At 66.5% G+C, this 15389-nt stretch carries 16 protein-coding genes; 12 read left to right on the top strand and 4 right to left on the bottom strand.

Going from position 1 to position 15389, the window contains the following annotated elements; translation table 11 throughout:
- Positions 1 to 256: 256 nt before the first annotated feature.
- Positions 257 to 1921 carry a Na/Pi cotransporter family protein gene (locus AC4NN3_RS18310; RefSeq protein WP_491928528.1) on the top strand — a complete coding sequence of 555 codons (1665 nt, stop codon included), beginning with the start codon at positions 257 to 259 and terminating at the stop codon, positions 1919 to 1921.
- A 24-nt stretch (positions 1922 to 1945) separates the two neighbouring features.
- Here AC4NN3_RS18310 and AC4NN3_RS18305 read toward each other — a convergent pair whose 3' ends face one another.
- Complete coding sequence (locus AC4NN3_RS18305) at positions 1946 to 2959, bottom strand: SDR family oxidoreductase (protein WP_491928527.1); 1014 nt, start codon at positions 2957 to 2959, stop codon at positions 1946 to 1948.
- Positions 2960 to 3028: 69 nt separating this feature from the next.
- Between AC4NN3_RS18305 and AC4NN3_RS18300 the strand changes: the two genes are divergently transcribed.
- Positions 3029 to 3580, top strand: a complete 552-nt coding sequence (locus AC4NN3_RS18300) for a TetR/AcrR family transcriptional regulator (protein ID WP_491928526.1) — start codon at positions 3029 to 3031, stop codon at positions 3578 to 3580.
- Positions 3581 to 3602: 22 nt separating this feature from the next.
- Here the strand turns inward: AC4NN3_RS18300 and pobA are convergent, their stop codons facing one another.
- Positions 3603 to 4760: a 4-hydroxybenzoate 3-monooxygenase gene (gene pobA / locus AC4NN3_RS18295; RefSeq protein ID WP_491928525.1), complete on the bottom strand. Its 1158-nt coding sequence runs from the start codon at positions 4758 to 4760 to the stop codon at positions 3603 to 3605.
- A gap of 86 nt (positions 4761 to 4846) precedes the next feature.
- On the opposite strand from pobA, the gene AC4NN3_RS18290 reads away from it, so the two are divergent.
- On the top strand, positions 4847 to 5680 hold the full coding sequence (locus AC4NN3_RS18290) for a helix-turn-helix domain-containing protein (RefSeq protein ID WP_491928524.1): 834 nt from the start codon (positions 4847 to 4849) through the stop codon (positions 5678 to 5680).
- 17 nt (positions 5681 to 5697) lie between these two features.
- Here AC4NN3_RS18290 and pcaQ read toward each other — a convergent pair whose 3' ends face one another.
- Positions 5698 to 6618 (bottom strand): pca operon transcription factor PcaQ, encoded by a 921-nt coding sequence (gene pcaQ / locus AC4NN3_RS18285; RefSeq protein ID WP_491928523.1) that lies wholly within the window; start codon positions 6616 to 6618, stop codon positions 5698 to 5700.
- Positions 6619 to 6755: 137 nt separating this feature from the next.
- Here pcaQ and pcaD point away from each other — a divergent pair, with 137 nt between their 5' ends.
- From pcaD to AC4NN3_RS18260, 5 genes are all read left to right on the top strand, one after another.
- Positions 6756 to 7550, top strand: coding sequence for a 3-oxoadipate enol-lactonase (gene pcaD, locus AC4NN3_RS18280; RefSeq protein WP_491928522.1), 795 nt, complete (start codon positions 6756 to 6758; stop codon positions 7548 to 7550).
- Positions 7543 to 7944: a 4-carboxymuconolactone decarboxylase gene (gene pcaC, locus AC4NN3_RS18275; RefSeq protein ID WP_491928521.1), complete on the top strand. Its 402-nt coding sequence runs from the start codon at positions 7543 to 7545 to the stop codon at positions 7942 to 7944. Before pcaD ends, pcaC begins: the two co-directional genes overlap by 8 nt.
- Positions 7941 to 8687: a protocatechuate 3,4-dioxygenase subunit beta gene (gene pcaH / locus AC4NN3_RS18270; RefSeq protein WP_491928520.1), complete on the top strand. Its 747-nt coding sequence runs from the start codon at positions 7941 to 7943 to the stop codon at positions 8685 to 8687. Before pcaC ends, pcaH begins: the two co-directional genes overlap by 4 nt.
- On the top strand, positions 8687 to 9307 hold the full coding sequence (gene pcaG, locus AC4NN3_RS18265; protein ID WP_491928519.1) for a protocatechuate 3,4-dioxygenase subunit alpha: 621 nt from the start codon (positions 8687 to 8689) through the stop codon (positions 9305 to 9307). Before pcaH ends, pcaG begins: the two co-directional genes overlap by 1 nt.
- Positions 9308 to 9478: 171 nt before the next feature.
- Positions 9479 to 10510: a 3-carboxy-cis,cis-muconate cycloisomerase gene (locus tag AC4NN3_RS18260; protein WP_491928518.1), complete on the top strand. Its 1032-nt coding sequence runs from the start codon at positions 9479 to 9481 to the stop codon at positions 10508 to 10510.
- Here AC4NN3_RS18260 and AC4NN3_RS18255 read toward each other — a convergent pair.
- Positions 10502 to 11263, bottom strand: a complete 762-nt coding sequence (locus AC4NN3_RS18255) for an IclR family transcriptional regulator domain-containing protein (RefSeq protein WP_491928517.1) — start codon at positions 11261 to 11263, stop codon at positions 10502 to 10504. The two genes, AC4NN3_RS18260 and AC4NN3_RS18255, sit on opposite strands and share 9 nt — an antisense overlap.
- A 107-nt stretch (positions 11264 to 11370) precedes the next feature.
- Here AC4NN3_RS18255 and AC4NN3_RS18250 point away from each other — a divergent pair, with 107 nt between their 5' ends.
- The 4 genes from AC4NN3_RS18250 (at position 11371) to AC4NN3_RS18235 (ending at position 15309) form a co-directional block, all read left to right on the top strand.
- Positions 11371 to 12093, top strand: a complete 723-nt coding sequence (locus tag AC4NN3_RS18250) for a 3-oxoacid CoA-transferase subunit A (RefSeq protein ID WP_491928516.1) — start codon at positions 11371 to 11373, stop codon at positions 12091 to 12093.
- Positions 12090 to 12761 carry a 3-oxoacid CoA-transferase subunit B gene (locus AC4NN3_RS18245; RefSeq protein ID WP_491928515.1) on the top strand — a complete coding sequence of 224 codons (672 nt, stop codon included), beginning with the start codon at positions 12090 to 12092 and terminating at the stop codon, positions 12759 to 12761. Before AC4NN3_RS18250 ends, AC4NN3_RS18245 begins: the two co-directional genes overlap by 4 nt.
- A 1-nt stretch (position 12762) precedes the next feature.
- Positions 12763 to 13965 (top strand): 3-oxoadipyl-CoA thiolase, encoded by a 1203-nt coding sequence (gene pcaF, locus AC4NN3_RS18240; RefSeq protein WP_491928514.1) that lies wholly within the window; start codon positions 12763 to 12765, stop codon positions 13963 to 13965.
- Positions 13966 to 14130: 165 nt separating this feature from the next.
- Positions 14131 to 15309: an ABC transporter substrate-binding protein gene (locus tag AC4NN3_RS18235; protein WP_491928513.1), complete on the top strand. Its 1179-nt coding sequence runs from the start codon at positions 14131 to 14133 to the stop codon at positions 15307 to 15309.
- The last annotated feature ends 80 nt before the right edge of the window (positions 15310 to 15389 follow it).

Genomic DNA, 15389 nt, shown 5'->3' with positions numbered 1-15389 from the left:
GCGACGAAAGCCGCAACCTGATGCCGTCGATCCATTGGATTGGTGCTGGCGGCACAGGCTGGTGACGCGCTACCATCAGCGCTCTGCATCGGCTGTCGATGCAACAACGGGCGTCTGCCCGGTCGAGACATCCGGGCATCCAGCAGCCAGGTTTGGCGGGCTCGACGTCTCGACAGGTCGGCCAGGCGATCCCGCGTTGCAACGGAACTGACGACGTCACAATTCTTGATGGTCGGTGCCGAGCCGGGGAGGTTCGATGTATTTCATCGCGGTGCATCTGATTGCCGCCATTGTGCTGTTACTCTGGGCCGTTCGCATGGTGCGCACGGCGGTTGAACGCGCCTATTCCGCGCAGCTCAAACGTCTGCTCAACCACGCCAACCAGAACCGCCTTGCCGCTGCCGCGTCCGGCGCGGCCATGGCAGTGGCGCTGCAGAGTTCGACGGCCGTGTCCGTCCTGGCCTCCGGCTTCGCCGCCGGCGGTCTGCTGTCGGGCAGCACCGGGCTGGCTTTGATGTTGGGCGCCTATCTCGGCTCAGCGCTGGTGGCGGGCATTTTGTCCTTCGACCTCACCTTGCTGACCCCGCCGCTGATGATCATTGGCGGCCTGCTGTTCCTGCGTGGCAACAGCCGGCAGAGCAAGCAGCTCGGCCGCATGGTGCTGGGCGTCGCCTTCGTGCTGCTGTCGCTGGAAATGGTGTCCGAAGCCACCGCGCCCTGGCGCGAAAGCGGCGCTCTCGAAGGCGCGCTCAACTATCTTCGAGGCGATCTTTGGACCGGCTTTTTCGCCGCCGCGTTCATTACCTGGCTGTCCTATTCGTCCGTCGCCACCATTCTGGTCATCATCACCTTTGGCGCAACGGGACTGATCCCGACCGAGGTCGCTGCGGCCTTTGTCCTGGGCGCCAATCTGGGCGGCACGCTCATCCCGCTCGGCATGCTCCGGGGCGCCGATATTCGGGCCAAACGGATCGCCATTGGCGCAGTGGCCTTGCGCGGCGGCGCCGCTATCCTCTTTCTGCTGGCGCTGCAATTGCTGCAGGCCAGTCTGGCGACCTTGCCCGGCAATGTCGGGCAACAGGCCAGTGTCCTGCACATCGCCTTCAACCTGTTCGTCATGCTGGCCGGGCTGCCGCTGACGCCGCTGGTGGCGCGGCTGGCCGATCGTTTCGTCACCGACGCGCCCCAAGGCAGCGACACCGATATCACCCGGCTTCGCAGTCCCGCGCTCGGACAGATCCGGGGCGGCAGCACCGATTCAGCGCTGGCCAGCGCCACGCGCGAACTGTTGCGCATGAGCGAAGTGGTCGAGGTCATGCTGCAGCCGGTGATGGACATCTACCGCAGCGGCGACAAGATCGCCATTCGCCGTATCAAGGCGCTGGAGGCCGAAGTCGATCGCGCCAACCGCGAGATCAAGCTCTACCTGACCGGTCTGGACTGGGAACAGATGGAGGAGGAGCAGAGCCGGCGCGCCGCCAATCTGGCCGGCTTTGCCACCAATCTCGAGCAGGCCGCCGACGTCATCGCCAAGCTCCTGCTGCGCCTCGCCGAACAGAAACTGGAGCGGCGCCTGACCTTCTCCAACCAGGGCTGGCAGGAACTGACGGACCTGCATGCCCGCGTGCTGGGCAATATGCAGCTCGCGCTCAACGTGCTGGTCTCCGCCGATACCGAATCCGCCCGCCAGCTGGTCATCGAAAAGGACGAGATCGGGGCGCTGGAACGGCGCAGCATGGCCCAGCACTTCGCCCGCTTGCGCGAGGGCAATGTCACGAGCATCGAGACCAGCGACCTGCATCTGGAGACGCTGCACGGCCTCAAGCGCATCAATTCGCTGCTCAGCGGCATTGCCTATTCGATCCTGAGCAACAATGGCGAACTGCTGCACTCCCGGCTCGCCCCGGTCATCGGCAAGTAGGGGCCTCCCTGCCGCCGGCCGCGCTCACACCAGATGATGCGCGACCAGACTCCTTCCGGTGGCGATGGCGGCGTCGGCGGAAGTGATCAGCGGCCGACCCAGGCGTTCGCTGCCGCGGTGGCCGTCGACGCGCTTCATGGTGCCCAGTTCGTGCAGATTGTCGCGGATATCCCGGTCGAACAGCGCGGCGATGCGCAGCAGCCAGGTGGGCAATTCGCCCGTCGGCACGCGGCGATCCGGAAAGGCCGGGCGCAGCATGCGGCCCACATCGCTCATCCAGTAGGTGCCTTCCGAGGCAATGCAGCGCTGGCCGCCGGCCGCCGGATTGGTCATGGCATCGACCTGCAGCGCCGCCACGTCGCGCACATCGACCAGCGACATCGCCAGTTTTGGCGCCGCCGGCAGCCTGCCGTCGAGCAGGCGGCGGATGATCGTCGCCGAGGTGCCGGGATCCTCGTCCAGCAGCGGTCCGAGAATGCCGGCCGGGTTGATGACGGCCAGGTCATCGCGGCGCCCGGCGGCGTCCATCAGCCGCCAGGCCTCGCGCTCCGCCAGCGTCTTGGATTTGGGATAGGCGCCGGTGGTGGGGCTGTCGACATCGGTCCAGTCGGCCTCGGTCATGCTGCGCGCATAGTCAGCCTGGCCATACTGGATGGCGGCGATGGAGGAGGTCAGCACCACGCGCTCGACCCGGGCGGCCAGCGCCGCCTCAATGGCCCGGCGCGTGCCCTCCACGGCGGGGCGAATGAAGTCGTTGGGATCCTTGGGGGTTTCCAGCGCAAAGGGCGAGGCGGTATGCTGCAGATAGCGCACGCCATCCATCGCTTCGCGCCAGCCGGCATCGCTCAGCAGGTCCAGCGCCACGAATTCGAGGCGGGACGTGTCGGCGCCGGCCTTGGTCAGCGTATCGCGGACCTTGTCAGCCTTGGAAAGGTTGCGCACACTGCCGCGCACGGTGTAGCCAGCAGTGAGCAATTGCAGGGCGACATGGCCGCCGAGAAAGCCGGATATGCCGGTGACGAGAACACGGTCGGTCATGCTGATCTCCTTTACGAATTGAACGAAATATATTATGTTCGTTCAATCAGTTCAAGACGGATTCGAACATTGGCTGACGCGGTTGACGAGCGGATGATGGAAAAGCGGCGGCGCATCCTCGATGCGGCCCGTATTCTGGTGCTGCGCCATGGCCTGCGCGGCACCACCATGGAGGCCATTGCGCGCGCGGCGCAGATCGCCAAGCCGACGCTCTATGTCCAGTTTGCCGACAAGGACGCCGTCTTTGCCGGCATTGTCGACACCATGATGGACGAGCTGCTGGCCGCCTATGATAGGGGCATGCAGGGGCCCGGGGATATTGCCGATCGCATCGGCAATGCGCTGGCGGGGCAATATGCCAGCCTGGCGCGGTCCCTTGAGGGTTCGCCGCATGCCGCCGAGATCATGAGCGAGCACCGGCGGGCGGGGATCCGGGTCCGCGACACGGACTTGCGCGCCCAAGCCGAAATCGCCGCCGCCCTGCAGGCTGCCGGCGCCCCGGATCCGGCCATGCTGGCCAAAGTGATCTGCGCCGCCGCCTACGGCATTGCGCTCAAGACCCCCGACGAAGCCGCCATGACCGCGGCCATCAAGCTGCTGTGCCGGAAACTGGTCGGCTAGCGGCAATCTCCGTCCGGCCCGCTCAGTCGGGCAGGCCGGTATAGTTTTCCGCCAGGCTCTGCTGGGCTGCCAGCGAGCCGGAGAGATAGTCGAACTCGGCCCGCTGGATGCGGCGGCCAAAGCTGCCGGCATCGGGGAAAGTATGCAGCAGGCTGGTCATCCACCAGCTGAAGCGCTCGGCTTTCCAGATGCGCGCCAATACCTTGGCCGAATAACCATCGATCCCCGCCGACGATTTCTCGACGCAGTGCTCGATCAGCGCGTCGGCCAATACGGCGACATCGCTCATGGCCAGGTTCAGCCCCTTGGCCCCGGTCGGCGGCACGATATGGGCCGCGTCGCCGGCCAGGAACAGCTTGCCGAAGCGCAGCGGTTCGGCGACGAAACTGCGCAGCGGCGCAATGGATTTTTCGATGGAAAGCCCGGTTTTGAGCGCCTCGGCCGTGGCCGGGTTGAGCCGGGCCCGCAGCTCGTCCCAGAACCGGTCATCCGACCAGTTCTCCACCTTTTCGTCGGTCGGCACCTGCACGTAATAGCGGCTGCGCGTATGCGAGCGCTGTGAGCAGAGCGCAAAGCCGCGCTCGTGATGGGCATAGATCAGCTCCTCGGCCACCGGTGGCTGGTCCACCAAAACCCCAAGCCAGCCAAAGGGATAGACGCGCTCAAAGGTCGTCAAGGCGGCCGCCGGCACGCTCTGCCGCGCCACGCCGTGAAAGCCGTCGCAGCCGGCGATGAAGTCGCAGTCGATCCGCTGCGTGACCCCGTCCTGGCGAAAGGTGACAAAGGGTTTTCCGTCCAGATCATGCAGTTCGACATCCTCGGCTTCGTAGAGAGTGCGGCCCTGTCGCGCCTTCATCAGGTCGGCCGTCACCTCGGTCTGGCCATAGACCATGACATGGCGGTCGATCAGCGCGGCAAAGTCGATGCGCTTTCTGTCGCCGTCAAAGCTGAGCTCAACCCCTTGATGGATAAGGCCTTCTGCATGCATGCGCTGGCCCGCCTGGGCGCGGTCCATCAGTGCAATCGTGCCCTGTTCGAGCACGCCGGCGCGAATGCGGCCGAGGACATAATCGGCACTTTTGCGCTCGAGAATGACTGCGTCCACCCCCGCCAGCTCCAGCAGCCGCCCCAGCATCAGGCCTGCCGGCCCTGCTCCAATAATCACCACCTGACTGCGCAATATGTTCTCCTCCGGTTAACCGCAGCATGATCATTTTGCCGCTTTGGGGAATGGACGGGGCGCTCCATCTCTTGCACTATCCGAACATGGACAGGATCCCCACCTATGCGCTTTATGGCGAGGCCGATGCCGGCGCCCGACAGGACTGGCTGCATTGGGAAACCATCCAGTCGCGCAGCGCGCTGCACGACTATCGCATCGCCCCCCATCGCCATGAGCGCTTCTTCCAGATCCTCAGCCTCACCCATGGCCGGGGATATGCCACCCTCGACGGGATCGGCTTCGAGCTCCGCCCGCCAGTGATCGTCGTCGTGCCGGCGCTGACGGTGCATGCCTATGTCTTCAGCAACAATGTCGAGGGCCTGGTGGTGACGCTGCTCGAGCGCGATCTGGGTGACGCCATCGACAGCCCGTCCGCCGGGGTGATCGATGCCGGCACCACGGCGATCGACGCCGCGCTTGATGCGCTGCTGGCCGAAGCCGACCGGCCGGGTTCGTTCCATGAGCTGGCCATGCGCGCCCATCTCACCGTGCTGCAGGTGGCGCTGCAGCGCGGCCGCAGCCTGCCGGCAGCGCCCAATGCGGGGGCGGCAAAGGCGCGGCTGCATGTGGCGGCCTTCCGTTCGCTGGTCGATATCCGCTTCCGCGACACCAGGCGCATCGCCGACTATGCCGCCAGCATGGCCATTACCCCTACCCATCTCAACCGGGTCTGCCGCCAGGTGCTGGGCATTTCAGCCCTGGCGGTGATCGAGCGGCGGCTGGCGCTCGAACTGCGCCGGCAATTGCTGTTTTCCACCCTGTCGATCCAGCAGATCGGCGCCGGGCTGGGCTATGAGGATCCGGCCTATTTCACCCGCGTGGTCAAGCGTCTGCTCGGGGTGACCCCGGCCGCCCTGCGCCGCCAGAGCCAAGCCTGACCAGAGGCAGAGCCTGATCAGACCAGGCCCTGGGCCCCGTCGCGCACCGCCTGCATCAGGCTGCTGGCGGCCAGGCTCGGCACCGTGGCGCTGCGCGTGGTAAAGCCCACCGGCCCCGTGGTCTGGCTGGTATCGACCGGCAGCAGGGCCAGTTGGCCCTCGGCCACGTCATTGCTGACCACGCCTTCCGAAATGATCCACACCGCATCGCTCTGCCGCACATAGGCGCGACCAAAGGCGTTGGAGACGGTTTCAACGGGGTCGCGCAGGTCGCTGATGCCATGGGTCAGCAGCAGGCGGTCGACCAGCCGGCGGATCACCGAATTGGGCGTCGGCATCAGCGTCTGGTAGCCCTCGATCAGGCGCAGGCTGAAACCGGCCCGACTGAGCAGCGGGTGTCCGGGCCGCACAGCCATCACCACGCGTTCCGAGTAGAGATGCTCGAAGGAGAGCCCCGCCATGGCATCGGGCTCGGCCATGCGGCCGATGACCAGGTCGACATCGCCGCCGCGCAGCAGCGCCAGCAGATAGTCATTGGGCCCGGTAATGATACGGGTGCGGGCGCCCGGCTGCAGCGCGGTGAAGGCCGCGACGGCCCCGGGCAGGATGCGGGCCGAGACGGTGGGCAGGGCACCGACCCGCACCACGCTGGCCTCGTGCGTGCCTTGCGCCACCTCGAGCCCCTGGCGTAGGGCGGCCAGGCTCGTCGCCGCATAGCGCTGGAACACCTCGCCGAACGGGCTCAGCACCAGCTGGCGCCGGCTGCGATCGAAGAGCTTGGCCCCCACGATCTCTTCGAGTTCCTTGATGGTCTTGGACACCGCCGGCTGGCTGACATGCAGCGCATTGGCGGCCTGGCCGACGCTGCTCAGCCGGGCCACTTCGAGAAAGCAGCTCAGGTGCCGCAGCTTGATGCGGCTGTCGATGCGCTGCGGCAAATCGTCTGCTCCGGTTATGCTGCCGCCCTGTCATGGCGGAATTGGCATTGCACCATAATCATATGGTTATGAATTGAGCACCAGTCATCATTTTACATTCGCCCCGCCAGCCCCCATTTTGACGGCGAGGAGACACTATGGATTTCGTTCGCATCAACGGCGTGCTGCTGGCCTATCGGCTGACCGGCCCGGCAACGGCGCCGGTGCTGGCTCTGGTCAATTCGCTGGGCACCGATGCGCGCATCTGGGACGGCGTCATCGAGCGCCTGTCGGCCGACTATTGCCTGCTCTCCTATGACAAGCGCGGCCACGGAATCAGCGATACGCCGCCGGGCGACTATACGCTTGATGACCATGTCGACGACCTGCTCGGCCTGCTCGATCATCTCGGCATCGGTTCGCTTGCCCTGGCTGGCGTTTCGGTCGGCGGGCTGATCGCCCAGGGCCTCGCGCTGCGCGCGCCCGAGCGGCTGAGTGCGCTGGTGCTCTGCGACACCGCGGCCAGCATTGGCGACGCGGCCAGCTGGAATGCCCGCATCGACACGGTCAACATAGAAGGCCTGGGCGCCATTGCCGATTCTGTGATGCAGCGCTGGTTCAGCCCGCGCTTCCGCCAGGCCCATCCCGATGAGCTGGCCGGCTGGCGCAACCTCTTCCTGCGCAGCGATGCCGCTGGCTATGCCGCCACCTGCGCCACCCTGCGCGACACCGACCTGCGGACGCAGATCGGCGCCATCACCACCCCCACTCTGGTCGTGGCCGGCCAGGACGATCTGTCCACCCCGGTGGAGCTGGTCCGGACTTGCGCCGGCGCCATTGCCGGCGCCCGCTTTCACATCCTGCCCGAGACCGGGCATATTCCCTCGATCGAGCAGCCCGGCGCCCTGGCGCGGCTGATCGACCGCTTTCTCAAGGAGACCATCCATGGCTGAGCCCACGCGCTTCGACACCGGCATGGCCACGCGCCGCGCCGTGCTGGGCGATGCCCATGTTGATGCCGCCACGGCGCGCCAGACCCCGTTCGACGCCGATTTCCAGCGCTTCATCACCGAGGGCGCCTGGGGTTCGGTCTGGTCGCGGCCGGGCCTGAGCAAGCGCGAACGCTCGCTGGTGACGATCGCGCTGCTGGCGGCGCTGGGTCACGATGAGGAAGTGGCCATGCATGTGCGGGCAACGGCCAATACCGGCTGCTCGCCCGACGATATCAAGGAGGCCCTGCTGCATGTCGCCGTCTATGCCGGCGTACCGGCGGCCAACCGGGCCTTCAAAATAGCCAAGGAAGAACTGGCCAGGCAGGACCTGGCCCAGCGGGAGGCAGCACAATGAGCGGCATCATTCTACCCGGGGCGGACGGCGCCCTTTATCCACGCGATCGGGCCTGGCATCCGCCGGCCAATACGCCGGGCTACAAGAGCACCACGCTGCGCGCGCCAAAGCAGGCGCTGCTCTCGCTGGGTGGCACGGCCTCCGAGCTGACCGGGCCGACCTTTGGCCATTCCAGCATCAATGCTCTGGATAACGACCTCATCCGCAATTTCAGCCAGGACGGCAGCGAGGCCATCGGCCAGCGGCTGATCGTCTATGGCCAGGTGCTCGACGAGAATGCGCGGGCCGTGCCCAATACGCTGGTCGAATTCTGGCAGGCCAATGCCGGCGGGCGCTACCGCCACAAGAAGGAGGCCTATCTCGCCCCGCTCGACCCCAATTTCGGCGGCTGCGGCCGGGCCCTGACCGACGAGAACGGCTTTTACTCCTTCCGCACCGTCAAGCCGGGCGCCTATCCCTGGCCCAATGGCGGCAATGACTGGCGCCCCGCCCATATCCACTTCTCGGTCTTCGGCCATGCCTTTGCCCAGCGCCTGATCACCCAGATGTATTTCGAGGGCGACCCGATGATCTGGCAGTGCCCGATCGTCGGCTCGATTGCAGACAAGTCCGCCATCGACCAGCTTATTGCCCGGCTCGACCGCCACAACACCACGCCGATGGACGCGCTGGCCTATCGCTTCGATATCGTGCTGCGCGGCCGCCGCTCGACTCTGTTCGAAAACAAGCTGGAGGGGAACTGATGCTGCACCCGGTCCCGACGCTCAAGGAAACCCCGTCGCAGACGGCGGGCCCCTATGTCCATATCGGGCTGACGCCCAATTTCGCCGAGATCCGCGGCGTCTATGCCGAAGATCCCGGCAGCACCATGCTGACGCCCGACACCAAGGGCGAGCGCATCACCATTGCCGGCCGGATTTTTGATGGCTCGGGCGCCCCGGTCAATGACGCGCTGGTGGAGCTGTGGCAGGCCGATGGCACCGGCTCCTATGTCGCCCCCATGGGCCCCAGTTCCAATGCGGCGCCGGCCTTTACCGGCTGGGGCCGCCAGCCCACCAATGGCGAGGGCGTCTTCAGCTTTGTCACCATCAAGCCTGGCCCGGTGCCCGGCCCCGACGGCAAACCGATGGCGCCCCATGTCAATCTGTGGATCGTCGCGCGCGGCATCAATATCGGCCTGCAGACAAGGCTCTATTTCGCGGACGAAGCCGAGGCCAATGGCGCCGATTTCGTCCTCAACAAGATCATGGACCCGCGCCGTCGCCAGACCCTCATCGCCCGCCGCGAAGCGGGCGAGCCGCCACGCTACATGCTGGAAATTCACCTGCAGGGCGACAAGGAGACGGTGTTCTTTGACATGTAGGGATTGGGTATGGAGAGACGGGGTTGCCCTCCCTCCCCCTTGAGGGGAGGGCCGGGGTGGGGGTCCCTCCGTGGTCATACCAGCGACCCCCTCCCTCATTCCCTCCCCTCAAGGGGGAGGGAGGCGAGTGCGGAGGTTTCGCGCGGCCAAAGACCACGATAGGATAGCGCCATGACCCCCTGGCTTTCCGCCCTTGCCGGCGACACTGAAACCGCAGCGCTCCTCTCCGATGACGCCCAGCTTGCCGCCATGCTGGCGGTCGAAGTGGCGCTGGCCGAGGCCAGTGCCGATTGCGGCTGGATCAGCGATGCCGCTGCGGCCGCCATCAAGGATGCCATTGCCGGCTTCGTGCCGGACCATGCCCAACTGGCTGCCGGCATGCTGGCCGATGGCGTCGTCGTGCCGGCTCTGCTGCGCCAGTTGCGAACCCGCGTGGACCCGGCCCATGCCGACGCGCTGCACAAGGGCGCCACCAGCCAGGACATAATCGACACCGCGCTGATGCTGTCGCTGGCCAAGATCTTCGACCTCTATGAGGCCCGGCTCACCGGTCTCCTGGCCGAGTTCGAGGCGCTGGCGCGCAGTGCTGGCGAGCGGCCGCTCATGGCCCATACCCGCATGCAGGCGGCCCTGCCGACGCGCTGGCGCGCCAAGATCGACAGCTGGGCCGAGCCGCTGCGCCGCCATCGCCAGGCGCTGTCCGCCATGCGCGGCACGTTGCTGGTGGTGCAACTGGGCGGGCCGGTGGGCGATCGGGAGAGCTTCGAGGGCCATGGCGGCACCATTGCCGCCGGCATGGCGCGGCGGCTCGACCTCGGCACCGCCACCCCCTGGCAGGCGACGCGCGACCCCATCGTGGCTTTGGGCAGCCTGCTGGCGCTGATCAGCGGCTCGCTGGGCAAATTTGGCGCCGATGTGGCGCTGCTGGCCCAGACCGAACTGGGCGCGCTCAAGCTCGAAGGGGCTGGCGGCTCATCCTCCATGGCGCACAAGGCCAATCCGGTGGCCGCCGAGGTGCTGGTGGCGCTGGCGCGCTATAATGCCGGCCTCTCGGGGACCTTGGCCCAGGCCATGGTGCATGAATATGAGCGCTCGGGCGCCGCCTGGACGCTGGAATGGCTGACCCTGCCGCCCATGCTGGTTACCACCGGCGCCAGCCTGCGCCTCAGCCTCCGCCTGCTCGAGCAGATCAGGCTAGCCTAGCATCGCCCGCAGCTCGGCCTGCATGGCTTGCAGCGGCGCCAGATAAAGCCCAGTCAGATCCGCGACGCCGGCCTGCGTCGCGGCCACCCCGACATTGAGCGCCGCCACCACAACGCCGCGCGCATTGTAGAGCGGCACCGCAATCGAGCGCAGGCCGAGCTCGACCTCCTGGTCGATCAACCCATAGCCCTGTGCCCGCACAAGGGCCAGTTCGGCCATGATGGAATCGGGGTCGGTCAGCGTATGGCGGGTGCGGGGCAGCAGCGGCGCCGCGGTCAGCTGCGCCCGGGCTTGCGGCTCGGGCAGGGCGGCCAGCAGCACCCGCCCCATCGAGGTGCAGAAGGCCGGCAGGCGCGAACCGGGCATCAGCGCGATCGACATCACCTTGCGCTGCGCCGCGCGGGCCACATAGACGATGTCGCTGCCATCGAGGATCGAGACCGAGGCGCTTTCGCCCAAGAGGTCCGCCAGAAGGTCGAGCTGCGGCTGCACCAGCTGCGGCAGCGGCATGGTGGCCAGGCACGCCGTGCCCAGCCGCAAGATGCGCGGCGTCAGCGTGAAATATTTGCCGTCATAGTCGGCATAGCCGAAATGCGAGAGGGTCAGCAGACACCGCCGCGCCGTCGCCCGGTCCAGCCCCGAAGCGGCCGACACCTCGGCAATCGACTGGCGCGGGCGCTCGGCCGTGAAGGTCTCGATGACGAGCAGACCCTTGCCCAGGCCCCCCATGATGTCGCGCGCTGTGGTGTTCATGCGAGCTTCCGTTTGTGCGCTATGTCAACAAAATCATCATATCGCACAAATGGCCTTGCCCGCCAAGCATGCGGCTGCAAGGCTTGGGCAAGCAACGAGGACTGTGCATGGACAAGACAGTGGCCGATCTGCCCGCCGCTTTGGCGGGGATCAAGGATGGCATGGTGCTGATGATCGGCGGCTTTGGCGGCGCCGGCGCCCCCATCGAGCTGATCCATGCGCTGATCGATATCTTCAAGGCGACCGGCAGCCCGAAAAACCTCACGGTGGTCAACAACAATGCCGGCAATGGCCGCATCGGCATCGCCGCCATGATCGATGCCGGCATGGTGGCCAAGATGGTCTGCTCCTTCCCCCGCTCGGCCGATCCGCGCGCCTTTACCGAGAAATACCTGGCCGGGCAGGTCGACCTCGAACTGGTGCCGCAGGGCACGCTGGCCGAGCGCATCCGCGCCGGTGGCGCCGGCATTCCCGCCTTCTATACCCCCACCAGCTTTGGCACGGACCTGGCCAAGGGCAAGCCGGTGGCCGAGTTCGACGGGCGAAGCTATGTGCAGGAGCGCTGGCTCAAGGCCGATGTGGCTTTGCTCAAGGCCGAGCTGGCCGACCGCCAGGGGAACCTGACCTTCCGCAAGGCGGCCCGCAACTTTTCCCCGCTGATGGCCGCCGCCGCCACGCTGACCATTGTCCAGGCACACAAAGTGGTCGAGCCCGGCCAGATCGACCCCGAACAGGTGATCACCCCCGGCATTTTCGTCACCCGCGTCGTGGAAGTTGCCGATGCCAGGCAGGAAGAAGCCCTGATGCGCGACGGAGTGGCCTATTCATGACCGACAAGCTTTCCAACGCCCAGATCGCCTGGCGCGCCGCCCAGGACATCGAGCACGACGCCTATGTCAATCTGGGCATCGGCTTTCCCGAAATGGTCGCCCGCTTCCAGCCGCCCGGCCGCGAAGCCATCTTCCACACCGAAAACGGCATCCTCAATTTCGGCGAGGCGCCGCCCGAGGGCGAGGAGGACTGGGACCTGATCAATGCCGGCAAGAAGGCGGTGACGCTCAAGCCCGGCGCGGCCTTCTTCCACCACGCCGACAGCTTTGCCATGGTGCGCGGCGGCCATCTCGATGTGGCGATCCTGGGCGCCTATGAAGTGGCCGAGAATGGCGACCTGGCCAATTGGTCGACCGGCCCCAGGGGCGTGCCGGCGGTGGGCGGCGCCATGGACCTGGTGCATGGCGCCAAACGCGTCGCCGTCATCACCGATCACGTCACCAAGGACGGCAAGCCCAAGCTGGTCAAGCGCTGCAGCCTCCCCTTGACCGGCGTCGGCTGCGTCACCCGCGTCTATACCAGCCTGGCGGTGGTCGATATCGAAGGCGGTCGCTTCGTGCTGCGCGAAAAGCTCGCCGGCATGAGCGTTGCGGACCTGCAGGCCCTGACCGGCGCCGAACTGGTCGTGCCCGACAGCGTCGTCGATCTCGTGGCCCCGGAGCTCTGACATGGCTGAAGCCTTTATCTGCGCCTATATCCGCACCCCCATCGGCCGCTTCGGCGGCGCGCTGTCCGCCATGCGGCCCGACGATCTCGGCGCCGTGCCGCTCAAGGCATTGATGGCCAGTCATGCCGGCATGGACTGGGACGCGGTGGACGACGTGATCTTCGGCTGCGCCAACCAGGCCGGCGAGGACAACCGCAATGTCGCCCGCATGAGCCTGCTGCTGGCGGGGCTCCCGGTGACCGTGCCCGGCACCACCATCAACCGCCTCTGCGGCTCGGGCATGGACGCGGTCATCACCGCGGCGCGGGCCATCAAATCCGGCGAGGCCGAGCTGCTGATTGCCGGCGGCACCGAATCCATGAGCCGCGCCCCCTTCGTCATGCCCAAGGCCGAGACGGCCTTTTCCCGCCAGGCCGAGATCTATGACACCACCATTGGCTGGCGCTTCATCAATCCGCGCATGGACCAGTTGCACGGCACCGATTCCATGCCGCAGACCGGCGAGAACGTCGCCCGCGAGTACGGCGTCAGTCGCGAGGCGCAGGATGAATTTGCTGTGCGCAGCCAGGACAAGGCCGTGGCGGCCCAGCAGAGCGGCAGGCTGGGCCAGGAAATTACCCCGGTCGCCATCCCGCAGAAAAAGGGCGATCCGCTGATCGTGGATAAAGACGAGCATCCCCGCGCCGGGACCACGCTGGAGACGCTGGGCAAATTGCGCCCGCTCTTTGCCGATGGCTCGGTGACCGCCGGCAATGCCTCGGGCGTCAATGACGGCGCCGCGGCTTTGATCATCGCCAGCGAGGCCGCGGCCCACAAATATGGCCTCACCCCCATTGCCCGCATTCTGGGCGGCGCCACGGCGGGCGTGCCGCCGCGCATCATGGGCATGGGCCCGGCCCCAGCCACGCAAAAGCTCTGTGCCCGGCTCGGCCTGACGCCGGACCAGTTCGACGTCATCGAACTCAACGAGGCCTTTGCCAGCCAGGGCATTGCCGTGCTGCGCGAACTGGGGATTGCCGAGGATGCGGCAGCGGTCAACCGCAATGGCGGCGCCATCGCTCTGGGCCATCCCCTGGGCATGAGCGGCGCCCGCATTGCCGGCACCGCGGCGCTGGAGCTGTCACTGGGTGGCGGCAAGCTGGCTTTGGCCACCATGTGCATCGGCGTCGGCCAGGGCATTGCCGTGGCGCTCGAACGCGTCTGACGGGGCAGGGCGGCTAAGCCACCTGGGTCCGGGAGAGTTGAACTTTTTACCACCCCGCCGATACTTGGCGAAACCGGAGGTCATGTATACACTCAGCCCGGCGAGGCAGAATAGAGGTCCTAACTGACCCGGCTGCCCTCTCGCCAAAACACTAGGGAGGATTTCATGTTGAAGACAACAGCAGGGGCCGCCGTGCTTGCCCTGGGGCTGGCCTTTTCGGCCGGCGCCATGGCCCAGGAAACGCTCAAGATCGGCGTCATCCTGCCCTATTCGGGCCCGTTCGCCGACGCCGCCAACCAGCTCCAGGCCGGCATCGACCTCTATCTGGCCGAGCACGGCAATGAAGTGGCCGGCCGCACCATCGAGATCATCAAGCGCGATACCGGCGGTCCGGCCCCCGACGTCGCCCGCCGCCTCGCCCAGGAACTGGTGGTGCGCGACAATGTCGACATTCTCGCCGGCTTTGCCCTGACCCCCGAGGCGCTCGGCGCCGCTGAAATCGCCACCGAAGCGCAAAAGCTGATGGTGGTGATGAACGCCGCCACCTCCATCGTCACCGAGCAGTCGCCCTATATCGTGCGCACCGGCGTGACCATTCCCCAGCTCAACTATTCCTTCGGCAGCTGGGCCTATGAGCAGGGCATCCGCGAGGCCTATACGCTGGTGGCCGATTACGGCCCGGGCATCGATGCCGAGACCGCCTTTGCCAAGGGCTTCACCGAGGCCGGCGGCACCATTGTCGGCGCCGACCGCACCCCGGTGGCCAATCCGGACTTCTCCGCCTTCGTCCAGCGTGTCGCCGATGCGGCGCCCGAAGCTGTATACATTTTCGTGCCCGGCGGCGCCCAGCCGGCGGCCATCGGCAAGGCCTTGGCCGACCGCGGCCTGTCTCCGCCCGATATCAAGGTGCTGGCCCAGGGCGAGCTGACCCATCCCGAAGCCATGGAAAGCATGGGCGAAACCGCCCGCGGCATCATCACCACCTTCCACTATACGCTCGAACGCGACGATCCGCTGAACAAGGCCTATGTCGAGGGCTATACCGCGGCCAATAATGGCCGCAAGCCGGACCTCTTCTCCATCGGCGGCTATGACGGCATGCACCTGATCTTTGAGGCGCTCAAGGCTACCAATGGCGATACCAGTGGCGATGCCCTGGTGGAAGCAGCCAAGGGCATGGCCTGGGACAGCCCGCGCGGCCCGATCTCGATCGATCCGGAAACCCGCGACATCATCCAGACCGTCTATATCCGCGAGGTCCAGGAGGTAGATGGGGAGTTGCAGAACGTCATCCTGCACGAGATCCCCGCCGTCAAGGACCCGCTGCACGGCGCCGCCAAGTAGGCGCGCCCGTTTGGGGGTTACGGTCACGGCCCATCCCCGATCTGCCTTCCTCCCCCTCCGTGGGGAGGGAGGCGACTGAG

This window comes from Devosia sp. MDV22-iso42 (assembly GCF_058629155.1).
This window is presented reverse-complemented; position numbering and strand designations above follow the sequence as displayed.